This window comes from Haloferax sp. ATCC BAA-644, assembly GCF_000336975.1.
In the GTDB taxonomy this organism is placed as follows: Archaea; Halobacteriota; Halobacteria; order Halobacteriales; family Haloferacaceae; genus Haloferax; species Haloferax volcanii.
In genome coordinates, this window is sequence record NZ_AOLF01000013.1 from 28,908 (window position 1) to 50,860 (window position 21,953).

Genomic DNA, 21,953 nt, shown 5'->3' on the forward strand with positions numbered 1-21,953 from the left:
GTCAGTGCTAACTGTCCGTTAACCTCCATGGAAGTGCCTGAGTAGTGCAGGGTAATGAAAGATTCGGGACCGCCCTGCGATTCGAGGTGCTTTAAGCCGTCTCGTCCGCGGCTTCGACGGCGTCGTCAGCCGGCGATTCTTCGAGTTCGGCCGCTCCCTCGCTCTCGTCTTCGTGAAGCGGCTTCGCACCGGGAACCGTCGCCCGACCCGGCGCGTAGACGGTGCCTTCCTTCTCGGAGCCGGCGATGGCCTTCCCCGAGAGGTAGGTGAGCGCCGCGAGGAGCACGAACGGCGCGATGAGGAGCGTGTACTGGAGCCCCGAGGTGAGCGATTCGAACCCAAACGGATTGACGAAGGTGAACGCCACCACGAAAAACAGGATGATGGCCAGCGGAACCATGTTGACCGTGAGGTCGAGGATGGTGTCCTTGTCGAACGTCTTGGTTGCCATATCGGGACAGTCGGGGACGCCGTTCAAATAGATTGTTGGTTTCTCGTCCGGTCGGGACGCGTGGGGACGGCCGCGGGGTCGTCGGTGCCGGTCAGAAGGTCTGTCGCTGCTCGCGGACGAACAGTTCGAAGACGACGCCGCCGACCGCGAGCAGAATCGCGGCGGCGATGGCCGCGTAGCCGCGGGTCACGAGGGCGATGTCGGTGAACGCGAGTCCCGCGCCGAACGCGAAGAAGATGACCGCGAGCGCGGTGACCGCGCGAATCGTCGAGGTGACGTAGCCGGACTCCTTGAGGATGCCGACGACGCTCCCGCCGAACAGGAGCAGCCCGCCGACGGCGAGTGAAAACAGGCCGAACAACAGGCCCAACTCGGAGATGGGTATCCCGAGCGCGATGAACACGGGCCACGGACTGGCCGTGCGGTACTGGTCGGAGAGTCCCGGCGCTTCGTCCATACGCGTCCGTTGGACTGTGTGGTAACAAGCCCTTCGGAACCGAGACTAGCGGAGAGAGATACCCTGCCGGGCGAGGAAGTCGCTGACTGCGCGAATCTCGACCGGACTTCCGATAATCCGGCACGTCTCTCCGTCCGCTCGGTGGACGGAGACGACGAACTCCGCTTCGAGGTCGTCGCGCACGCTCTCCAAGAGGTCGCAGGGGAGCACGATTTGCGTGCTGTCGCGAAGCGTCCGGGGGTCGGGCATCGGTGTTCATCGGGCGGTCGAAGGGGTCGTGTATAACCGTGCCGATGGTCGAAGGGGTCGTGTATAACCGTGCCGATACTTGTTTTCCCGCGTACGCGCGACCGCCACGATATCCGACGCGTCGGCCCGGCGGAATCCGCCGCGCGGAAGGAAAGGGTTTTTCGACGGACGCGGCGGAACTGTTGACGATGGGACTGGAGGAGGAGATCGAAGATATCCGCGAGGAGATATCTAACACGCCGTACAACAAGTCGACCGAGGCGCACATCGGTCGGCTGAAGGCGAAACTCGCGGAACTGAAAGAGAAACTCGAAAACCAGAGTTCGGCCGGCGGCGGCCAAGGGTACGCCGTCGAGAAGACCGGCGACGCGACGGTCGCGCTCGTCGGCTTCCCCAGCGTCGGCAAATCGACGCTCATCAACGCGCTCACTAACGCCGACAGCGAGACCGGCGAGTACGAGTTCACGACGCTCAACGTGAATCCGGGGATGCTGAAGTACAAGGGCGCGAACATCCAGATACTCGACGTGCCGGGCCTCATCGAAGGGGCCGCGGGCGGTCGCGGCGGCGGCAAGGAGGTCCTCTCTGTCGTCCGCACCGCCGACCTCGTCGTGTTCATGCTCTCGGTGTTCGAAATCGAGCGCTACGAGCGACTACAAGAAGAGCTCTACAACAACAAGATTCGGCTCGACACGTCGCCGCCGAACCTCTCTATCAACAAGAAGGGGAAAGGCGGCATCAACGTCACCAAAAGCGACAGCGTCGACCTCGAAGCGGAGACCATCAAGGGCATCCTCCGCGAGCACGGCTTCGTCAACGCCGAGGTGACGCTCCGCGGCGAGACGACCATCGACGAACTCGTCGACGGCATCATGAAAAACCGGGTGTACCTACCGTCTATCGTCGCCGTCAACAAGGCCGACCTCATCGACAAGGACTACCTCCCGACGGTCGAGGAGAACCTCCGCGAAGTCGGGCTCGACCCCGACGAGGTGACGTTCATCAGCGCCGAGGCCGAAAAGGGCCTCGACGCGCTCAAAGAGGAAATCTGGGACGCCCTCGGGCTCATCCGCATCTACATGGACAAACCCGGCCGCGGCGTCGACTACGACGAGCCGCTCGTCCTCCGCGAGGGCGACACCATTGACGACGCCATCCACGAACTCGGAGCCAAACTCGACGAGCGGTTCCGGTTCGCCCGCGTCTCCGGCCCGAGCGCGAAACACGACGACCAGCAGGTCGGCCGCGACCACGTCCTCGAAGACGAGGACGTGCTCCGCATCATCGCCCAGCGGTGACGACCGACTCGGCGTCGCGGTCGGCGTCGCGGTCGCCCGCGCGCCGCCGCCTCCACCTACTCCTCGTCTTCGTCCTCGGTCTCGTCCCGTGGTCCGTCCAGACGTTCACCGCCGGGAGCGACACGCTCCTGTTCCCGTGGGGCCTCGTCGGCCCCGCGACGGGGAGCGTGACGACCATCACCGACTTCTTTCTGCGCTTTACGATGGGACTTCCGGACTACATCCTCGTCTGGCCGGTCGGCGTCGCCTGTTACCTCGTCGCGCTCGGGAGCGCGCTCTCGGGCGCCCTGTTCGGCCGCGAGGACGTTCGGCTCACCGCGGCCGGGCTCGCCCTCGCCGGCGTGACCCAGTTGGAGGTCGCCCGCGGCTTTTCGGTCCAACCCGGTCGAACCGCGTGGCCGGTCGGGACCGTTCTCCTGTGGGCCGCGGCGGGGTTCTTGTACTGGTCGCGTGCGTGCGAGCGCGACGCCGACGGCTCCTCGCGCTGAGCTCGACTCACAAAACCGAACGACGCGTCCGCTGCCCTCTCGCTTAGTCGTCTGCGGCCGTCTTCGGCCGGTAGCCCCGACTCACTACCTTCCACGTCCCGGTTTTGAACCGGTAGTAGTTCAGCACCGCCGGAATCGTCGTCTCGGCGAGGAACGCCAAGTAGAGCCCGGTGAGCCCGAGCGAGGTGATAGAGCCGATGTAGGTGAGCGGAATCGACCCGAGGAACATCCCGACGAACTGGCTGCCGAACGTCCAGCGGGTGTCGCCGCTGGCGTCGAGCGGGCCCGCGGAGCCGCCGGAGACGCCCTGTAAGATGACGGCGATACAGGCGACGTAGACGAGGTCGATGGCGATGGGGACCGCCGGGTCCGCCGGGTTGTCGACGAACCCGAGGACGATGGGGCGGGCGAATATCGCCACGAGCGCCGCCGAGACGAGGTACGTGGCGACGGCGAACCGGATGACCTCGTTGCCGTAGGCCTCGGCGGTCCCTTCGTCGTCCTTGCCGAGCGCCTGCCCGACGAGGCTCGACGACGCCAGCCCGAAGCCCCAGCCGGGGGTGTTCATGAGCCCCCAGATGCGGCGGGCGATGACGAACGCCGCGACCACGTCGGGTCCGAAGCTGTCGAGGATGGCGAGCATCGGGAACTCCGCGACCGTCCAGACGAGGCTCCGACCCATGACGGGGACGCCGATTTTGACGAGGTCGCGTACCGTCTCGGTGTCGAGGAAGGGGCCGAACGGGTCGACGACGACGGGGAACGCGCCGACGCCGGGGAGCGACCCCCGCGACAGACCGACCGCGAATGCGCCGGTGACGACGACGTTCGAGAGGACGGTTCCGAGCGCCGCCCCCTCGACGCCGAGGTCGAGGCCGAAGATGAGCACCGCGTTGAGTGCGATGTTGATGACCGCGCCGCTCGCGCGGAGAATCATCGCGGTGTAGGCGTCGTCGGTGCCGACGAGGACGCGACTGCCGATGAGGTTCAGACCGGCGAAGGGGACGCCGAGGCCGACGATTCGGAGGTACGCCGCGCCGAGTTCGATGGCCCCTTGGTCGCTGCTCAGCACGGAGATGAGTTCGGTGGGGAACAGCCAGAAGACGGCCGTGACCGGGAGCGTGGCGACGACGGTCAAGAGCGCGCTCGACCGCACCGCGAGCCCCAGCTCGTCCATCGCGTCCGCACCGAACCGCTGGGAGACGAGCGCGATGGTTCCGCCGGCGATACCGCCGCCGAGTGCGAAGGCGAGCCCCCAGTACGGCCCGGCGAACCCGACGCCGGTGATGGCGACGGTCCCCGAGGCGATACCCACCATCGCCACGTCGACGGCGTTCTTCGACATCCGGGCGAGACCGGTGACGACGCGGGGCCACGAGAGGTCGGCGATGCGGACGGCGCGCTCGCGGTCGAGGAGACCGAGACGGGCGAGCGCGAGCCCGATGCCGAGGATGAGGAGGCGAACGGGGTTGGGGACCGGGAACACTGCCGAATCGTAACTTCGGGTGGTACTTATGTATCTCGTAACGGGCCGAAAACTCCCGTAGACGGCGTGTGGCAACCATCGACGGTGGCTTCCGCGTTCGGTACGTTTTTCGCCGGCGCGACACATCACTCGGGTATGTCCGGAACCCTCGACCACGTGATGATTCGCGTCGAAGACCTCGAGGAGTCGCTCGACTGGTACACGACCCATCTCGGCTACGAGGAGAAGGGTCGCTGGGAGGCCGACACGTTCACCAACGTCTACCTCGGCCCCGAGGACCTCCACGAGGAGGGCGCGGTTCTCGAACTCACCTACAACCACGGCGACAACACCTACGAGCTGGGCGACGCCTGGGGTCACATCGCGGTCCGCGTCCCCGAGGACGAACTCGAATCCTCCTACCAGCAGCTGATGGACGAGGGCGTCGAGGACTACCGCGACCCCGAGTCCTGCGGCGGTCGCTACGCGTTCGTCAAGGACCCCGACGGACACGAGGTCGAAATCGTCAAGCGCGACCACGGCGCGAAGTGGAGCCTCGACCACACGATGATTCGCGTCGAGGACGCCGACGAGGCGCTCGGCTTCTGGACCCGCAAGTTCGGCTACGAACACACCGGTCGCTGGGAGTCCGACACCTTCGCGAACTACTTCATGAAGCCCGAGGGCGCGGCCGAGGAGGCGATGGCCGTCGAACTCACCTACAACTACGACGGCCGGAGCTACGAGATGGGCGACGCGTGGGGCCACCTCGCCGTCAGCGCCGACGACCTCCACGACTACTGGGAGACGCTCATGGAACGCGAGGCCGCAGACTACCGCGACCCCGAGTCCTGCGACGACATGTTCGCGTTCACGAAGGACCCCGACGGCCACGAAATCGAGGTCATCCCGGCCGACTTCGAGTCGCCGGAGTAACCCGATTCGGTGCTGAGGCCGGCGTCTCGTTTTCGCATCGCTCTCGACTGTCGAGACAGCGGCGGCACTGCGGATTCTGACCGCCGGCTCGCACCGGCAGTCGGCGTCCGGAACGACAAGGGATTTAATCGGTCCACCGCATCCAATACGTATGCCCGGTCTCCTCTCCGACGTCCTCGCGTGGGTGGCCATCGGAACCTTCGTCGCCGGCGCGGTCGCAAACGGGCGAGACCGCGAACTCGGGCGGCGGGTGATGTCCGCAGCGTGGGTGTTGTTCGCGCTCTTCTGGCTTCAGCTCATTCCGCATTTCACGCTCGTCCACAAGAGCTACATCGAGGGGCTGTTGACCATCGCGGCCGTCCCGGCGTCGCTCTACGCCGGCTGGCTCCTCTACAACGGCCGCGACACGCTGTTCGTCCTCTCGCGCGCCGTCGCCGCCATGGGCGTCGTCTACCTCCCGTTCGAGACGATTCCCGCGTTTACGCTCTTCGGGGCGACCGTCCCCGCGCCCCGCGGCGTCCTCATGGAGACCGTCGCGGCGCAGACGCGTTTCCTCATCGAATCGCTCGGCTACACGCCGCAGATGATTGTCGGTGATCAGGGGTACCTGAACACGTTCCTGTGGATGCAGGGCTCGCACCGACTCGAAATCTCGGTCGTCCTCGCCTGCACCGGCCTCGGGAGCATCGCCATCTTCGCCGGCCTCATCGCCGCCGTCGACGCGCCGATGGGCCGGAAACTCCGCGGGCTCGCCATCGCCGTCCCCATCATCTACGCGCTGAACCTGCTTCGGACGACGTTCATCGCCATCTCGGTCGGCAAGCAGTACTTCCACTTGTTCGTCGACGAGATTCTGTTCCTCTTCGGCTCGTCGGACCCGTACATGGTGTCGTTTTTCATCTCCGACCGCATCATCAGCCAGGGGCTCGCGGTCGTCGCGCTCGTGGGAGTCACCTACCTCGTCGTCCACGAGGTTCCGGAACTCCTCACGGTCATCGAGGACGTGCTCTACATGGTGACCGGCGACGAGTACGACCTCAGAAACGAGTTAGGACTCGACTGATTACGCCGTCGGAGTGACGTTCAGTTTTCGTCGTCGAACAGTTCTTCGGGCGCACCGCCGAGCGCCGACAGCGCGTCGGCTTCGACGTGGTGGACCTCGCCGGGGATGACGAGCATGTGGAGCGGGGCGCCGAAGTCGCGTTCCGCGAGCGCCGAGAGGCGGTCCGCGGCGACGACGGGGTCCGGACTTCCGGCCCGGCAGACGGCCACACCGAGGGCGTCGGCGTCCCAGTGTTCAGCGAACAGTTCCGCCGCGTAGTCGGCGGTCATGTACTGGTCGCCGTCGACTTCGACGCCGCGGCGGCCCTCCCAGCCGACTTTGATGTCGAGGTAGACGAGCGTGTGCAAGCCGAGGTCGCGGTTCGCTTCGAGCGAGTCGACGACGCTCTTCGGCACCGGGTCGCCGCCGTGGACGTACGGGAACGGGAGCGTGACGGCCTTCCCGAAGCGGTAGTTCTGGAGTCCCGTCAGGCCGCTGGCCGCGGACTGGGCGGTCACGCCGTGGATGAGGCGCGTCTCGATACCGCGGTCTTCGGCGCGGAGCCGCAGGTCGACGTGCGTGGTCGAAATCATCGTATCGCCGGCGGTGAGGAACGCGACGTGTTCGTCTTCCGCGGCGTCGAGTATCGGTCCGGGGTCCTGTTCGACGCCGGCGCGGTCGCGGACCTCGATGTCGATATCGTGGGAGGCTTCGAGTTCCTCGACGGTCGCGCCGACGAGGTGGCTCGTGTAGAACTCCGCGAACGCGCGGTCGGCGTCAGCGAGCGCCTCCCGCCCTTCGACGGTGACCGAGCGCTCGTCGTACAGACCGAGACCGATGAAGGTGAGCATGTCCGTGTTCTGTCGCCGTCGGTGATAAGCGGCGTGACCCTCGGCGGAACGACGGATACCCATTGAGTGAGATTACCCAACACACTATTGTAGTTTGCCGGAAAATATTTCCTCCGTATGTCAACCGATAGTCGTACACTAGAGACGGAACTGTTCGGACGAGCGGTGCGGTTCGACTACTCGGAGCGCTGGGTCGGCTACTCGCTGTTTCTGCTCAGAGTGGTGATGGGGTGGACGCTGTTCCAAGGCGGCATCACGAAGCTCGTAACCTACTTGGATTCGGACCCCTCGAACAACTGGACCGCGGCGGGCTACCTCGCCAACGCGATTCCCGAGGGGAACCCCCTCATGGGACTGTGGAGTTCGATGGCGGGGAGCCCGCTCATCGACATGCTGAACATGTGGGGGTTGACGCTGGCCGGACTGGCGCTCATCCTCGGCGCGTTCGTTCGCTTCAGCGCCTTCTGGGGCGCGGTCATGATGCTGTTCTACTGGGCGGCGGCGCTCGAAGGCGGCATCCTCGCCGGCCTGCCGCTGGCTCACGGCTGGGTCGTCGACGACCACATCGTCTACGCGGTGCTGTTGTTCGGTCTCGGCGCGTTCGGCGCGGGCCGCATCCTCGGTGTCGACGCCTACCTCGAAAACATGGAGTTCGTGCGTCGTAACCGGTGGATGAGCCTCGTCATGGGCTGACCGCCGTGCGCAAGCGACCGCTTTTTTCGCCGTCCTCCGCGGACTGATCCGACGGGACTATCTCGACTGCCGTGTTCCCTTCGAGTGATGTCGACCCCTCGTGCGACGGTCGCTTGTCCGACGTGCGGGCTCGAAGAGCGCTTTTCGAAGCTCGCTGACGCGCGCCGCCGAATCGAAGAACACCGCGCCGAGACCGGCCACGACCCCGCGTGGGAGTTGGGCCGGTTCGCCCCCGGCGTGGAGACGATGGGCGACGAGGCGGGCGTCTGCGGCGTGAACCTCGACGAGAACGACTGAGCCGGTCGCTCGCCGGTTCGGGCTCTCGCTCCGAATCGCGCGAGCGTCGAGTCAGCGACTATGAGCTTCATAACAATACGACAGTCTCCCGAACGAGTGAGTATGTGGTGTGAACGGTGCGGACGAGACACGACGGTCCGGAAACACGCGGTAGACGAGTTCACGGGCTTCCTCTGTCACGACTGCCGGGCGGTGTGGGACCGCTTTGTCTCGGCGTAACCGGCGGCATCGATGCGGCGTTCGTCCCCCGATGTGGGGTCAGTCGCGGCGTCGTCGATAGCTACTTTTCCGCTCGGTCGATAGCTGTGGCCGATGGTCGATGGAACCCGAGTCGCGGCCGTAGACGAGGTCCCCGAAAACGGGTCGTACCTGTTCACCGCGGAGGACGCGTATTCGCGGCCGACGGAACTCATTCTCGTTCGGTGCGACGACGAGCCGGGTATCGAAGCGTGGCCGAACACCTGCACCCACGAGAATCAGCGGTTCGACCGGGGGACCGGTGCGGCGGTGCGCGACGGCGAGATTATCTGCCCGAAACACGGGTCGATGTTCGACACCTGTTCCGGCGCGTGCGAAAACGGCGAGGCGGCGGGCACCAGCCTGCCGGACGTGGACATCGCGGTCACCGACGGCGGCGTCTTCCTGACCGACGACGAGTACACCTATCTCTCCGCGGGCGCGGCGCGCGAGGACGAAGACGACGAGGACGACGACATCCCGAGTTCGACGTCGCACATCGGGTTCTGAGTCCTCCGGGGCCGGTCGCCGCCGCGTCGTCGCCAACGGCGAGATACTGGTCGCCTACTGGTCAGCGCCGTCCTCGTCGAGGAACCCGTGATACGGGCAGACGAACTCGTCGCGGATGAGCTGTTCGTCGACGATGTCGAGGCCGAGCCCGTCCAGTTCCTCGCTGATGCGGTTGAGGTCGTCGTGGTCCGTCCCGATGGCGTTGACGTACACGTTCCGCTCGCCGGTCATTATCTCTCGAACCGCGGTCACGCCGTGGACGTCGCGCGCCCGGTTCGCCAACGCGGAGCGCTCCGGGACGGGCGCGGTACAGATTATCTTCGTGTAGAGCGGGTAGCCCGCGAGGTCGTAGTCGATGTCGACGTGGTAGCCGCGAACGATGCCGGTGTCTTCGAGTCTGTTGAGTCGCGTTCTGACGGTGCTCGACGAGAGACCGAGCTGCTCCGCGATGTCGCTGGACGACGTTCCTCGGGCGTCCTGCTGGAGATAGTAGAGGATGCGCCTGTCTATCGAGTCTAACTCGCCGTCTTTCATGCGTGGGCTACTCTGGACGCGGTGCGACTATGAGTCTGTTCCATACGTCGTGTCCGTGTTCGACAGCCGACCCCCGACGAGTTGACCGACGACTCCAGAATATAATGACGGATTATGTATTTTAGGGATTTTCTTTTGACGACTCGTCAAAATAATGCGCTAGTTTAAGCACTCCCGTCACCAACGAGGATGTACGCACGGTCGGAGCCAACTCCGGCCCACCACATTCAGCACACATGACGCCGAATCACTCCGTCGCAGACGAGCGACTCACGGACTGTGAACAGCGTACGTACTACGTCTTGGGTGGCGCGCACCTCGGCTCCGCCGTCGCCCGGCACTTGCGAGCGGACGGCCGCGCCGTCCGCGTGGTCGACGAGTTTCACGACCGTTCGGACACCGACGGGGTTCGCGGCGACCCGGCGGACGTCCGAACGCTGTCGGAAGCCGATGTCGCGTCCGCGTCGACGGTCGTCGTGGCCACGGCGTCGGACAGCCGGAACCTGCTCATCGCACAGCTCGTTCGCGCCCGCTTCGATGTCGAGCACGTCGTCGTGTTGGTCAACACGCCGGACCGCTTCGAGCTGTTCGCCGAGGCCGGCCACCAGCCGGTCTGTGCGACCGCCGTCCTGTCGGGCACGCTCGCGGGAGCCGTATGAAGGAGTTAGAGCGCGACCTCGGACTGCCGTCCGTCTTCGCCATCAGCATCGGTGCGATGATCGGCAGCGGTATCTTCATCCTGCCCGCGCTGGCGCTCGAAGTCGCGGGACCGGCGGTAATCGTCGCGTACGCCCTCGCGGGCCTGCTCGTCGTGCCCGCCGCCCTGTCGAAGTCCGAGATGGCGACCGCCATGCCCAAAGCCGGCGGGACGTACATCTACATCGAGCGGGGGATGGGCCCGTTGCTCGGAACCATCGCCGGCGTCGGTACGTGGTTCTCCCTGTCGTTCAAGGGCGCGCTCGCGCTCGTCGGCGGCGTCCCGTATCTGCTTCTCCTGTTCGACCTCCCGCTCCAGCCCGTCGCATTGGGACTCGCAGCCGTGTTGATACTCGTCAACGTCGTCGGCGCGAAGCAGACGGGCCGTTTGCAGGTCGCCATCGTCGTCGTCATGCTGGCCGCGCTCGGCTGGTTCGCCGCCGGGAGCGCTCCCAGCGTCGAGCAGGCCAACTACGCCGGCTTCTTCGACGCCGGTATCGGCGGGCTCCTCGCCGCGACCGGCCTCGTGTTCGTCTCCTACGCCGGTGTGACGAAGGTCGCGAGCATCGCCGAGGAAGTCGAGAACCCCGGCCGGAACATCCCGCTCGGTATCCTCGGGTCGCTCGCGTTCACCACGGTGCTGTACGTCGCTATCGTGGCGGTGCTCGTCGGCGTGACGGACCCCGGAAGCGTCGCCGGGTCGCTCACGCCGATGGCGGTCGCCGCCGAGTCGACGCTCGGCCAGTTCGGCGTGGTCGTGGTCATCCTCGCGGCCATCCTCGCGCTCGTCTCGACGGCCAACGCGGGCGTGCTCTCCTCGTCGCGGTACCCCTTCGCCATGAGCCGGGACAAGCTCGCGCCGCCGTCGTTCTCGGCCGTGAGCGAGCGGTTCGGAACGCCCGTCGCCTCGATTACCCTCACCGGCGCGGTGCTGTTGGTGCTCATCGCGTTCGTCCCGATTCTCGATATCGCAAAGCTCGCGAGCGCCTTCCAGATTCTGGTGTTCGGCCTCATCAACGTGGCCGTCGTCGCCTTCCGCGAGGGGAACGCGGAGTACGAGCCCGAGTTCACCTCGCCGCTGTACCCGTGGGTGCAGGTGTTCGGTGTCGTCACCGCGGCGCTCCTGTTGACGCAGATGGGCTCGACCGCCCTGCTCGGGGCCGTCGCCATCACGCTCGGCAGCGTCGTCTGGTACGTGCTGTACGCCCGGTCGCGGGTGAGCCGCGAAGGCGTCGTCACGGACGCCGTTCGCCGGCAAGTCGGACAGAGCGCGCTCACCCGAACGGCGTCAGCGATGCACGAGACCCCCCGTGAGGTCCTCGTCGCGCTCACGAAGGACCTCGACGACGAACGCGAACGGTCGCTCGTCGCCGTCGCCGCCGACCTCGTGCGCCCCGACGACGGCCGCGTCGTCGTCGTCCGCTTCGAGGAGGTCCCCGACCAAGTCCCGCTCACCGAAGACGCCGCGGCGCAGTCGTCGACTGACATCTCGTACGAGGCGCGAATCGAGGCGCTCTCGGCGGAGCTGGGCGTCGACATCGAAGCCGACGAAATCGTGAGCCACGACACGAAACACGCGGTCGTCAACTTCGCGGGCGGCCGCGGGGTCGACGCCGTCGTGGCCGAACACGAGCCGCTCCGACTCCGCTCGCGGCTGTTCGGCGACCCCATCGACTGGGTCGTTCGCCACGCGCCCTGCGACGTGCTCTTGGTCGATAACCTCGGTTACGACAGTCCGGAACGGGTCGTCCTCGCCGGCGACGGCGGACCGTACCCGCCGCGAGCGGTCGGGGTCGCAGAAGCCGTCGCCGCCGCCAGCGGGGGCGACGTGCTGCTCCGACAGCCCGCCACTCCGAAGATGACCGACCAGCACAAACGGACGGTCGGGGAGTACCAGGCCGAGCTCTCGGAACTGCTCTCCGTGTCGGTTCGCTCGGAGCCGCTGCGGGCCGACGGCGGCTGGTCGCAGGACCCGGACGTAGTGGTTCGCCGCGGTCCCGAACGGGGCGTTCGGAGCGCCCTGTTCACCGACCGACCGGCTGGCACGCCCCCGCGGTGTACGACAATCACCGTCTACCCGCACGACTCCCGACAGCCGACGTTCGCACAGCGGCTGCTCGAACGGCTGACGTTCTAGCAGGCGTCGCTCCGGTTTGCGTAACCTCGTCTTCGGCTCGTCCAACTCCCTCAGTTGCTCACATTCGTTCGCTCGCGAGCGGTCGCGCACACGGGATGCTCGACGAGTTAGTTCGCTGAAAGAGCCGGCGGAGGGATTGTGAACCTCGGTCGCAAATCGAAGATTTGCTCCCTGCTTCAAATCCCTTCACGCGAGGCTCGTAGTCTCACTTCGTTCGACAGAAAGAGCCGGTGGAGGGATTTGAACCCTCGGCCTATTCCTTACGAAGGAATCGCTCTGCCAGCTGAGCTACACCGGCGCGGTGGGCTTTCGAACGCATTCTTCCGTACCCCGGTTACGTAATTAAGACTTGCGAATCACCCCGGCGTCTGTCGGTCGGCACCAGCCCGCTCACGCCCGCTTCGTCAGGCGAACGTCGAGACAGACGTTGTACTCGTGGGGGGCGTACGACCGGACGACGTGCTCGTTCACGACTTCGACTTCGTAGGCCGGTTCGGCGGCGGCGCGCACGGCGGCGAGTCCCGGCCCGAACGGGTCGTCCTCGTGTTGGATGTCGTAGAGGTGAATCACGCAGTCGTCGCCCGCGAGGCGGACGGCGGTGTCGAGGAACTCGTCGGCGCTGTGCGGGAGGTTCATGATGAGCCGGTCGGCCCAGCCCTCGTAGTCGGCGGCGACCTCGCGAACGTCGCCGTGAATCGCGGTGAGTCGGTCGGCCACGTCGTTCCGCGCGGCGTTCTCCCGGAGGAACGCGACGGCCGCCTCGTTGAGGTCGCAGCCGACGACCTCCGCGCCCGCGGCGGCGGCCGGGACGGCGAACGGGCCGACGCCGGCGAACATATCGAAGACGTGCTCGCCCTCGCGGACCGCCTCGACGACGCGGTGGCGCTCGGTGGCCAGTCGGGGCGAGAAGTAGACGGTGTCGATATCGAGGCGGAACTCGTGGCCGTACTCGCGGTGGACCGTCTCGGTCGAGTGGCCGACGAGCACGTCCCAGTCGCGGATGCGGAGTTCGCCTTTGACCTTCGAGGCGCGGTTGACGACCGTCTCGGCTTTGAGGTCCGAGGCGACGATGGCGTCGGCGATTTCGCGGGCGCGGTCGGGGTCGTCCTCGTCGAGGATGACGACATCGCCGAGACGCTCGTAGGAGGGTTCGAAGCCGAGCAGGTCGGCGGGCGTGGTCTGCGTTTCGCGGGTCGGGGGTTCGAAGTCGACGACCGCCAAGTCGTCGGGGACGGCGTCGGCGTCGACGACGGGGATGTAGAGCGTCCCCTCGTCGACGGTAATCTCGTGGTCGTGGTCGAGCAACCCGGCGTCGGCGAGGCGTCGGCGCGCCGCCTCGCCCGACTCGCGGGGCACGCGGACGCAGGGGACGTTCATACCTCGACCACTACACGGTCCCGAGTAAGCGTGACGCTTCGCTGCTCTCGCTCGGGGGCTATCGTCCGGCGAGTCCGACGGGGAACCGACGGGGAACTGACGGCCGGTCCCCGGTTACACCTCGTCGCGGTCGACCCCGAGAGACGACCCCGCGGTCTCGACCCAGTCGGAGAGCGTTCGGAGCCCCTCGTCTCGCTCGTGCGGGTAGACGACCTCGATTTCGTCGCTCCGGAAGACGATTCCCAGCGTCGGCGGGAGGACGACCGCGTCGTGTTCGGGCCCCATCCGTCCCGACCCGACCGTCGCCCGCTCGTCGAGCGTCGGGAGCGCGACCCCTTCCCTTCGCGCCCAGTGGCGACACTCGGCGAGTCGCTCGCGGACGACCGCGTCGCGCTTCGTCGGCGCGGTGTCGGACTCCACATCGACCTCTCGTCCCCACGTTCGGACGCACACGTCGTCGACGACCCCCTCGTCCGCGAGCCGTTCGAGTCGGACGACGAGCGCTTGGTGTTCCTCCCCGAGGCCGTCCCGAATCGGACGAATCCACAGTTCCACCCTCCGTTCACCGTCAGTCTGCATGCTCCTCACCACCCGGTGAAGGGTACGCGCGATTCGGGGATAAGGCGGACTCACACCACCCGGTGAAGGGTACGCGCGATTCGGGGATAAGGCGGACTCATCCTTCCCGGTGGCCGGGAATCGGGAACGCGAGCGAGCGCGACCGACGGGTGTGGTCGGTTCGGGGTGCGACGCGGAAGGCTCGGCCACCCCGGGTCCGGACGGGTTCGGTTTTATTCGCTCGGCGCGCGTCTGTGCGGGTATGTTCGACCACATTCTCGTCCCCACCGACGGCAGCGACCACGCGGTCCGCGCGGCCGAGTACGCGGTCGACCTCGCGGCGACCTACGGGGCCGCCCTGCACGTTCTCTACGTCGTCGACGTTCGGACCGGCCACGCGGACGCGCCCGTCGACGACGACGATTCGCAGACGCGCGGGGAGACGGCGGTCGGTGTCGTTGCCGACCGCGCGGCCGACCGCGACGTGCCCGTCGAGACGGAGATTCGGGTCGGCCTGCCCCACGAGACCATCATCGACTACGGCGACGAGCGCGACATCGACCTCGTGGTGATGGGAACCCACGGGACGAGCGGACTGGAGCGCTACCTGCTCGGGAGCGTCGCGGAGCGAGTCGTCAGGCTCTCGGACGTGCCCGTCCTGTGCGTGCCGCCGGCTGACGACGACGAGTGACGGGACGTGAGGCGCGTCGCTCGGGCCGACAGACGGCTGCGAGACGACCGCGAAGCCAACTCGAGTGCGCCCGTCAGCGGACGACCATCACGCTCACCGGCGCGCGGCCGGCGACCAACTCGGCGACGCTGCCGAAAAGCAGGTCCGTCTCGCCGGCGCGGCCGTGGCCGCCGAGGTAGACGGCGTCGACGCTCTCCCGACGAGCGAAGTCGACGATGGTCCGCGCGGGGTCGCCGCGGAGCGTCTCGGTCCTGAGTTCCACCTCGCTCCCGTCGGCAACCGCCGCGAGTTCCTCGAAGATTCCGTCCGCGAGTTCCTGCGCCCGCTCGTACCACTCCTCGGAGCCGTGGAGCGGTTCCGTGCTGATGTCCGCGTTCGACGGCGCGCTGTAACCCGGGTCCGTCGGGTCGATGACGTGCAGCGCGACGACCGTCGAGTCGGCGTGCGAGAGGGCCTGTTCGAACGCGCGCTTCGACAGCGGGGAGCCGTCGACGGCGACGAGAATCGAATTCATCACGATTAATAGTACAACGGCTCGGCACAAAAACGCTCCCGCGCCGGGCTTTTCACCGCGGCGTGCGAGTGGGCATCCGTGGTATCCGTCCCCGACCTCTTCGAATCGCGGCGCGACCGATGGCGGACGCTCGCGCTCGCCGTCGTCGTCGTCGCCCTCCTCGCCCTCGTCGGCACGACGCTCGTCGACCGCTTTCCGTTTCTCGCCAATCCGACGGCGCTGCGGGCGTGGCTCCTCGGATTCGGGACGCTCGCCCCGCTCGCGTTCGTCGGCGTACAAATCGCGCAGGTGCTCGTCGCGCCCATCCCCGGACAGGCGCTCGGCTTCGCCAGCGGCTACCTGTTCGGCGCGCTCTGGGGGACGGTTTACAGCATGGTCGGCATCGTCCTCGGCACGGCGGTCGCCGTCTCGCTCGCGCGATTTCTCGGCCGGCCGTACGTCGAGCGCGTCGTCACCGCCGGCGCGCTTTCGACGTTCGACGACGCGATGGAGACCCACGGGTTGGCCGTCCTCTTTCTCGTGTTCCTCGTCCCCGGCCTCCCCGACGACGCCATCTGCTTCGCCGCCGGCCTTACTGACATCCCGGTTCGCAGGGTCGTCGTCGTCGCGGCGGTGGGCCGGCTCCCCGGCTTCCTGCTCGTGAATCTCGCGGGCGCGGCCGCCGCCGACGGCAACGCCGAACTCACCGCGATTTTCGTCGGCGCGTTGCTCGCCGCGTCGGTCCTCGGCTACCTCTACCGCGACCGGCTCATGGGCGCGCTCGGGTCGTTCACGGAGCGAACAGCCGGTCGTTGAGCCACACCAGACAGACGTTCGCGACGAGGAACGGGACGAACGCGCCCGCGACCCACCCCCACTCCGTGAGGCCGAGCGGGACGACGCCGAACAGGTCCGCGACCGGCGTGTAGAGGAGGACGAGATGGAGCGCGAGCGACAGCCCGACCGCGCCGAGGAGCCACGGGTTCGACAGCGGCGACAGCCGGTAGCGGAGCCGAACCGACTGCGTGCGGACCAACTCGGCGGTGACGAGAAACGTAAACAGCACCGTCTGAGCGACGACGAGGTCGCCGGAGCGAGAGAGCGCGTAGAAGAACACGCCCAGCCCGGTCGCGGTGAGCGCGACGCCGATGCCGAGAATCGAGGCGACGGTCCGGCGGTCGAGGACGCCCTCGTCGCGGGGGCGCGGCGGCCTGTGCATCACGTCGTCCGACTTGGGGTCCGCGCCGAGCGCGAGCGCGGGGAAGCCGTCGGTGACGAGATTGAGCCACAGGAGCGCGACGGGCGTGATGACGAGCGCCGACTCGGACGCGAACACCGCGGGGAACAGCGCCGCGCCGAGGAGCGTCCCGAGGAAGACGACGAACACCTCGCCGGCGTTGGCCGACAGCAGGTAGTTGACGAACTTGCGGATGTTGTCGAAGATGCCGCGCCCCTCCGCGATGGCGTCGCGGATGGTGACGAAGTTGTCGTCGCGGAGCACCACGTCCGACGCGCCCTGTGCGACCTGCGTCCCGCGGTCGCCCATGGCGATGCCCACGTCGGCGTTGCCGAGCGCCGGCGCGTCGTTGACGCCGTCGCCGGTCATCGCCACCGTGTAGCCCGCGTCCTGGAGCGCCCGGAGGATGCGGACCTTGTGCTCGGGCGCGACGCGGGCGAACACGTTCGTCTCCTCGACGACCCGACCGAGTTCCGCGTCGTCCATGGCGGCCACCTCGGTGCCCGTGACGACCGAGTCGGCGTCGATGCCGACCTCGCGGGCGATGGCGCGGGCGGTCCGCGGGGTGTCGCCGGTCGCCATCGTCACCCGCACGCCGGCGGCGCGGCAGTCGGTGACCGCCTCGGCGACGCCCTCGCGCGCCGGGTCGGTCATGCCCTGGAGTCCGAGAAAGACGAGCCCCGATTCGAGCGTCTCGTCGTCGGCATCGGGGTCGACCGCGGGCGCGTAGGCGAACCCGAGCACGCGGAGCGCGTCGTCAGCGAAGGTGGCCACGGTCGTCTCGACGCGCCCGCGGCGCTCGTCGGTGAACGGCTCGATTTCCCCGTCGACGAGGACGCGGTCGCACCGCGCGACGATTTCCTCGGGCGCGCCCTTCACGAGCGCGACGGGGCCGTCGCCGGGGGCGTCGAAGTCGTCTACGACGACCGACATGCGCTTTCGCTCGGAAGTGAAGGGAACCTCGCGAAGTCGGTCGTCGGGGTCGCGCGAGCCGTCGAGGCCCGCGTCGGCGGCGGCGGTCACGAGCGCGACTTCGGTGGGGTCGCCGCGGTGGTCGCCGCCGTCGAGTTCCTTGGTGTCGTTGCAGCGGGCACCGCAGGACAGCAGCGCCGCGAGCGCCGGGTCCGGGTCGGGGCTGGAGTCCGAGACCGACCCCGAACCGCCGTCCAGTTCGACCGTCCGGTCGTCGGGGAGCCACGCCCGGGTGACGGTCATGCGGTTTTCGGTCAGCGTCCCCGTCTTGTCGGTGACGATGTAGTCCACCGCGCCGAGGCTCTCGACGACCGCGAGGTTGCGGACGAGCGCGTTGCGCTCCATGAGCGTCCGCGACCCGAGCGCGAGGGTGAGGGTGACGACCGCCGGCAGCCCCTCGGGGACGGCCGCGACGGCGAGCGTGACGGCGACGAGGAGGACGACCACCGGGTCGGTCGCGGTGAGGAACAGCTGGACCGCCGCGATGAGCAGGATGAGCGCGACGATGCCGACGCCGATGCGGCGGCCGAGGCGGTCGACCTCGATTTCGAACGGCGTCTCGCGCTGGCGGGCCTGCCCGAGTTGGTCTGCGATGCCCCCGAGTTCGGTGTCCATCGCGGTGGCGACGACGACGGCCTCGGCGCGACCCCTGACCACGGTGGTTCCGGCGTGGAGGACGCTGTTCCGGTCGGCCAGCGCCGCGTCGGATTCGACCGGGTCGGCCGCCTTGTCCACCGGGACGCTCTCGCCGGTCAGCGTCGACTCGTCGGCGCGGCAGTCGGCGGCGGTGAGGATGCGGGCGTCCGCGGGGACGGCGTCGCCCGCTTCGAGGACGACCACGTCGCCCGGCACGACCTCGGTCGCGGGGACCGCCCGAATCGACCCCCCACGACGGACCGTCGCGTCCGGCGTCGCCATCTCCCGGAGCGCCGCGAGCGCCTGTTCGGCGCGGTAGTCCTGCACGAAGCCGAACAGGCCGTTTCCGAGCAGGATGAGCAGGATGAGCGCCGCGTCGGTGTAGCCCGGGTCGCGGCCGGGCAGGAGGCCGACGGCCAGCGAGAGCCCGGCCGCGACGAAAAGCAGGAGGATGAGCGGCCCGGTGAACTGCGAGACGAGGAGCGAAAGCGGCGAGACGCCCTCCTCGTCCGCAAGTTCGTTCGGCCCCTCCTCGTCGAGTCGGCGGGCCGCGTCGTCGTCGTCGAGGCCGTCTCGGCTCGCCTCGAGTCGCTCCAGCGCCGCCTCGCCTTCGAGTGCGTGCCACGGCACGTCCTCGCGTCCGCTCGCTTCCTCGGCTTCCCGATGCGCGGTTGCCTGCTCGTGCACGGTTCGACCGAACGACACGAGCGGACGTATGTCCACCGGCGATTTTCACCCCGTCGCAGTCGGCGGTACGATGAATACCGTTCGGGTCGCACGTCCGACCATGTGTGTGGTGTGTCAGCGTGTCTGAGCGGGTGGCGGCATCGAGCGAGAGCGTCTGTCCGTACTGCGGCGTCGGCTGCGGCATCCGTTACGACGCCGACCGCGGGAGCGCCGTCGGGTGGAACGGCCCGGTCAACACGCGGGGCGAACTCTGTCCCAAGGGGGCCGCGGCGTGGGACGTGGTCGACCACGACGAGCGCCTGACCACCCCGCTGGTGCGAGTGAACGGCCGGCTCGTCGAGGCGACGTGGGACGAGGCGTTCGACCGCGTCGAACGCGAGTTCTCCCGCGTCGTCGCGAACCACGGCCCGGACTCGCTTTTCTTCTTCTCGTCGTCGAACTGCACGAACGAGGAGAACTACCTGCTCCAGAAGACGGCGCGGGCGCTCGGGACGAACAACGTCGACAACTGCGCGCGGCTCTGTCACGCCTCGACGGTGGCGGCGATGGGCGACCGCTTCGGTGCGGGGGCGATGACGAACTCGCTTTCGGACCTCGGTGAGGCCGACGTGTTCCTCGTGACCGGCGCGAACCCCGCCGAACAGCACCCGGTCATCTTCCGGTCGTACCTGCTCCCGGCGCTCAAGTCGGGGACGACGATGATTCACGTCGACCCCCGGGCGAACCAGACGACGAAGGCGGCGGACGTCCACCTCCCGGTGAAGCCGGGGTTCGACATCCCGCTTCTCAACGCGATGGCCGCCGTCGTCGTCGAGGAGGGACTGGTCGACGAGGCGTTCGTCGCCGAGCGCACCACGGGGTTCGAGGCGCTCCGCGAGTCCCTCTCGGGCCTCGACATCGACGCGGAGGCCGAGCGCGCCGGCGTCGCCCCCGACGACCTCAGAGCCGCCGCGAGCGCCTACGGCGAGGCCGACCGCGCGGCCGTCTTCACCGGGATGGGGATGAGCCAACACCACTGCGGAACCGACAACGTGCAGGCGCTCATCAACCTCCCGCTTTTGACCGGCAACGTCGGGAAGGCGGGCACCGGCGTCAACCCCCTCCGCGGACAGAACAACGTGCAGGGCGCGGGCGACGTGGGTGCGCTCCCGAACGTCCTGCCGGGGTATCGACCCGTCACCGACGACGACGCCCGCGCCGCCGTTTCCGACGTGTGGGGGTTCGAACCCCCCGCCCTGCCGGGGCTCACCGAGGTCGAAGCGACCCACCGCTTCGGCGACGAGGTGCGGGCGGCCTACGTCTTCGGTGAGAACCCCGCCGTGACCGAGCCGAACGCGAACCGCGTCCGTGAGGCGTTCGAATCCCTCGACTTCTGCGTCGTCCACGACGTGTTCCCGACCGAGACGGTCGAATTCGCGGACGTGGTGCTCCCCGGGAGCGTCTGGGCCGAGAAGTCGGGGACGGTGACGAACACCGACCGGCAGGTCATCCGGATGCACCGGAACGTCGCGCCGCCGGGGGACGCCCGCGCCGACCTCGATATCCTCCGGGAGTTCGCCGCCCGCGTGACCGGCCTCGACGCGCCCGCGACCCCCGAGGGCGTCTTCGACGAACTCCGGCGGGTCGCGCCCATCTACGCCGGGATGTCGTACGACGGCATCGGCACTGGGAGCCAGCGCTGGCCGTTCCCCGAGGGCGCGACCGAGGGGACCGCAATCCTCCACGCCGACGCGTTCGCATCGGGGTCGAAGACCGCCCCGTTCCGGGTGGTCGACCACGTCGACCCGGCGGACCCCGTCGCCGACGGCGAACTCGTCCTCGTGACGGGGCGCGTCCTCCAACAGTTCAACAGCGGCGCGCTCACCCGGCGGTCGGGCGTGCTGATGCGGATGCGCGGCGAGGACAGCTTGCAGATTCACCCCGACGACGCCGCCGCCCGCGGTATCGACGACGGTGCGACCGTCCGCGTCGAAAACGACCGGGGGGCGGTCACGGTCGCGGCCGAGGTGACGCCCGCCGTCCGCCGCGGGACCGTCTTCGCCACGTTCCACTACGCCGACCCGCTCGTGAACCGGCTGACCGGCGACGCGCTCGACCCGACCGCGAAGATACCGGAGTACAAACACAGCGCCGTCCGCGTGACGGTCGAACCGGAGGTGGCGGCCGATGACTGATCCGTCGGCGTCGCCCGCGCCGAGTGCCTCGCCTCCGACGCTCGCCGACGCCCTCGGTATCGGCCCGGACGACCTCGTCTGCGCCGTCGGCGCGGGCGGCAAGAAGTCGCTTCTCTACCGACTCGCCCGCGACCTCGACGGCGTGGTCACGAGCACCGTCCGCATCCCGATCTTCGACGACGAGGTGGCCGAGGTGGTCGTCACCGACGACCCGGAGACCGCCGTCGCGGAGACGCAGCCCCGCCCGCTCGGCGTCGTGCCGGAGCGCGAGCGCTCCGACCGCTACCGCGGCTACGACCCGGCGACGGTGGACGGAATCGCCCGCGCCACCGACGACGTGGTGCTGGTCAAGGCCGACGGCGCGCGCTCGCGCTGGCTGAAAGCCCCCGGCGAGAACGAACCGCAACTCCCGGACACCGCGGACCTCGTCTGCCCGGTCGCCAGCGTCCGGGTCGTCGGGGAGCCGCTCTCCGACGAGCGCGTCCACCGGCCGGAACTCGTCTCCGACGTGTCGGGGACGGCGGTCAGCGACGCGATATCCGAGTGGGACGTGGCCGCCGTGCTGTCGAACGACCGCGGCGGGATGAAAGGCGTACCCGAGACGGCGCGGGTCGTCCCGGTACTCAACATGGTTGACGACGAGCGACTGGCCGAGACGGCCGCGGAAATCGCCGGTTGGCTCGGTGAGCACCCCCGCGTCGACCGCGTGGTTGCGACCTCGCTCGCGGCCGATGAGCCGGTCGTCGGGTTCTACTGACCGACGGCCGACCGCCTCCGAGCCCGGAAT

The 21,953-nt window shown here is 68.1% G+C and carries 23 protein-coding genes and 1 tRNA gene; 13 read left to right on the forward strand and 11 right to left on the reverse strand.

Annotation, left to right across the window (positions count from 1 at the left end; translation table 11 throughout):
• Positions 1–91: 91 nt before the first annotated feature.
• The 3 genes from C458_RS03850 to C458_RS03860 all read right to left on the reverse strand — a co-directional run bounded on the left by C458_RS03850 (position 92) and on the right by C458_RS03860 (position 1,157).
• Positions 92–451: a DUF6684 family protein gene (locus tag C458_RS03850; RefSeq protein WP_008573403.1), complete on the reverse strand. Its 360-nt coding sequence runs from the start codon at positions 449–451 to the stop codon at positions 92–94.
• 91 nt (positions 452–542) lie between these two features.
• Complete coding sequence (locus tag C458_RS03855; RefSeq protein ID WP_008573405.1) at positions 543–908, reverse strand: hypothetical protein; 366 nt, start codon at positions 906–908, stop codon at positions 543–545.
• 45 nt (positions 909–953) lie between these two features.
• Entirely contained in the window at positions 954–1,157 is a 204-nt protein-coding gene (locus tag C458_RS03860; RefSeq protein ID WP_004044029.1) for a hypothetical protein, read from the reverse strand.
• A 188-nt stretch (positions 1,158–1,345) separates the two neighbouring features.
• Between C458_RS03860 and C458_RS03865 the strand changes: the two genes are divergently transcribed.
• Both C458_RS03865 and C458_RS03870 read left to right on the forward strand, forming a co-directional pair.
• A complete protein-coding gene (locus C458_RS03865) occupies positions 1,346–2,455 on the forward strand; it encodes a GTP-binding protein (RefSeq protein WP_008573409.1) in 1,110 nt (369 codons plus the stop codon).
• Positions 2,452–2,943 carry a TIGR04206 family protein gene (locus C458_RS03870; protein WP_008573411.1) on the forward strand — a complete coding sequence of 164 codons (492 nt, stop codon included), beginning with the start codon at positions 2,452–2,454 and terminating at the stop codon, positions 2,941–2,943. The genes C458_RS03865 and C458_RS03870 overlap by 4 nt, the downstream gene beginning before the upstream one ends.
• A gap of 43 nt (positions 2,944–2,986) precedes the next feature.
• Here C458_RS03870 and C458_RS03875 read toward each other — a convergent pair whose 3' ends face one another.
• Positions 2,987–4,429, reverse strand: a complete 1,443-nt coding sequence (locus tag C458_RS03875) for an MATE family efflux transporter (protein WP_008573412.1) — start codon at positions 4,427–4,429, stop codon at positions 2,987–2,989.
• A 135-nt stretch (positions 4,430–4,564) separates the two neighbouring features.
• Between C458_RS03875 and C458_RS03880 the strand changes: the two genes are divergently transcribed.
• Together C458_RS03880 and artA are read left to right on the forward strand one after the other, a co-directional pair.
• On the forward strand, positions 4,565–5,344 hold the full coding sequence (locus tag C458_RS03880; protein WP_008573414.1) for a VOC family protein: 780 nt from the start codon (positions 4,565–4,567) through the stop codon (positions 5,342–5,344).
• A gap of 151 nt (positions 5,345–5,495) precedes the next feature.
• Positions 5,496–6,407, forward strand: coding sequence for an archaeosortase A (gene artA, locus C458_RS03885; protein WP_008573416.1), 912 nt, complete (start codon positions 5,496–5,498; stop codon positions 6,405–6,407).
• A 20-nt stretch (positions 6,408–6,427) separates the two neighbouring features.
• On the opposite strand, the gene dph5 is transcribed toward artA, so the two are convergent.
• Positions 6,428–7,237 carry a diphthine synthase gene (gene dph5, locus C458_RS03890; RefSeq protein WP_008573417.1) on the reverse strand — a complete coding sequence of 270 codons (810 nt, stop codon included), beginning with the start codon at positions 7,235–7,237 and terminating at the stop codon, positions 6,428–6,430.
• A gap of 117 nt (positions 7,238–7,354) precedes the next feature.
• On the opposite strand from dph5, the gene C458_RS03895 reads away from it, so the two are divergent.
• The 3 genes from C458_RS03895 (at position 7,355) to C458_RS03905 (ending at position 8,974) form a co-directional block, all read left to right on the forward strand.
• On the forward strand, positions 7,355–7,930 hold the full coding sequence (locus C458_RS03895; protein ID WP_049896120.1) for a DoxX family protein: 576 nt from the start codon (positions 7,355–7,357) through the stop codon (positions 7,928–7,930).
• 87 nt (positions 7,931–8,017) lie between these two features.
• Positions 8,018–8,227: a hypothetical protein gene (locus C458_RS03900; RefSeq protein WP_008573421.1), complete on the forward strand. Its 210-nt coding sequence runs from the start codon at positions 8,018–8,020 to the stop codon at positions 8,225–8,227.
• A gap of 312 nt (positions 8,228–8,539) precedes the next feature.
• Complete coding sequence (locus tag C458_RS03905; RefSeq protein ID WP_008573422.1) at positions 8,540–8,974, forward strand: Rieske 2Fe-2S domain-containing protein; 435 nt, start codon at positions 8,540–8,542, stop codon at positions 8,972–8,974.
• Positions 8,975–9,028: 54 nt separating this feature from the next.
• Here the strand turns inward: C458_RS03905 and C458_RS03910 are convergent, their stop codons facing one another.
• Positions 9,029–9,508, reverse strand: a complete 480-nt coding sequence (locus C458_RS03910) for an Lrp/AsnC family transcriptional regulator (protein WP_008573424.1) — start codon at positions 9,506–9,508, stop codon at positions 9,029–9,031.
• A 236-nt stretch (positions 9,509–9,744) separates the two neighbouring features.
• Between C458_RS03910 and C458_RS03915 the strand changes: the two genes are divergently transcribed.
• Both C458_RS03915 and C458_RS03920 read left to right on the forward strand, forming a co-directional pair.
• Positions 9,745–10,167, forward strand: coding sequence for an NAD(P)-binding protein (locus tag C458_RS03915; RefSeq protein ID WP_008573426.1), 423 nt, complete (start codon positions 9,745–9,747; stop codon positions 10,165–10,167).
• Positions 10,164–12,341: an amino acid permease gene (locus C458_RS03920; RefSeq protein ID WP_008573428.1), complete on the forward strand. Its 2,178-nt coding sequence runs from the start codon at positions 10,164–10,166 to the stop codon at positions 12,339–12,341. The genes C458_RS03915 and C458_RS03920 overlap by 4 nt, the downstream gene beginning before the upstream one ends.
• A 225-nt stretch (positions 12,342–12,566) precedes the next feature.
• Here C458_RS03920 and C458_RS03925 read toward each other — a convergent pair.
• The 3 genes from C458_RS03925 to C458_RS03935 form a co-directional block, all read right to left on the reverse strand.
• Positions 12,567–12,639, reverse strand: a tRNA-Thr gene (locus C458_RS03925).
• A gap of 92 nt (positions 12,640–12,731) precedes the next feature.
• Positions 12,732–13,718, reverse strand: coding sequence for a class I SAM-dependent methyltransferase family protein (locus C458_RS03930; RefSeq protein ID WP_008573430.1), 987 nt, complete (start codon positions 13,716–13,718; stop codon positions 12,732–12,734).
• Positions 13,719–13,832: 114 nt separating this feature from the next.
• A complete protein-coding gene (locus C458_RS03935; RefSeq protein WP_049897043.1) occupies positions 13,833–14,297 on the reverse strand; it encodes an HTH domain-containing protein in 465 nt (154 codons plus the stop codon).
• A 241-nt stretch (positions 14,298–14,538) separates the two neighbouring features.
• Here C458_RS03935 and C458_RS03940 point away from each other — a divergent pair, with 241 nt between their 5' ends.
• The gene (locus tag C458_RS03940; protein WP_049897042.1) at positions 14,539–14,967 is read left to right on the forward strand and encodes a universal stress protein; all 429 of its coding nucleotides are present in this window, start codon (positions 14,539–14,541) and stop codon (positions 14,965–14,967) included.
• A 73-nt stretch (positions 14,968–15,040) separates the two neighbouring features.
• Here C458_RS03940 and C458_RS03945 read toward each other — a convergent pair whose 3' ends face one another.
• On the reverse strand, positions 15,041–15,481 hold the full coding sequence (locus tag C458_RS03945; RefSeq protein ID WP_008573435.1) for a universal stress protein: 441 nt from the start codon (positions 15,479–15,481) through the stop codon (positions 15,041–15,043).
• 78 nt (positions 15,482–15,559) lie between these two features.
• Between C458_RS03945 and C458_RS03950 the strand changes: the two genes are divergently transcribed.
• Positions 15,560–16,276: a TVP38/TMEM64 family protein gene (locus tag C458_RS03950; RefSeq protein ID WP_008573437.1), complete on the forward strand. Its 717-nt coding sequence runs from the start codon at positions 15,560–15,562 to the stop codon at positions 16,274–16,276.
• Here the strand turns inward: C458_RS03950 and C458_RS03955 are convergent.
• Positions 16,251–19,028 (reverse strand): cation-transporting P-type ATPase, encoded by a 2,778-nt coding sequence (locus tag C458_RS03955; protein ID WP_008573438.1) that lies wholly within the window; start codon positions 19,026–19,028, stop codon positions 16,251–16,253. The two genes, C458_RS03950 and C458_RS03955, sit on opposite strands and share 26 nt — an antisense overlap.
• A gap of 95 nt (positions 19,029–19,123) precedes the next feature.
• Between C458_RS03955 and fdhF the strand changes: the two genes are divergently transcribed.
• Positions 19,124–21,166 carry a formate dehydrogenase subunit alpha gene (gene fdhF, locus C458_RS03960; RefSeq protein ID WP_008573440.1) on the forward strand — a complete coding sequence of 681 codons (2,043 nt, stop codon included), beginning with the start codon at positions 19,124–19,126 and terminating at the stop codon, positions 21,164–21,166.
• A complete protein-coding gene (gene yqeC / locus C458_RS03965) occupies positions 21,159–21,923 on the forward strand; it encodes a selenium cofactor biosynthesis protein YqeC (RefSeq protein WP_008573442.1) in 765 nt (254 codons plus the stop codon). Before fdhF ends, yqeC begins: the two co-directional genes overlap by 8 nt.
• The last annotated feature ends 30 nt before the right edge of the window (positions 21,924–21,953 follow it).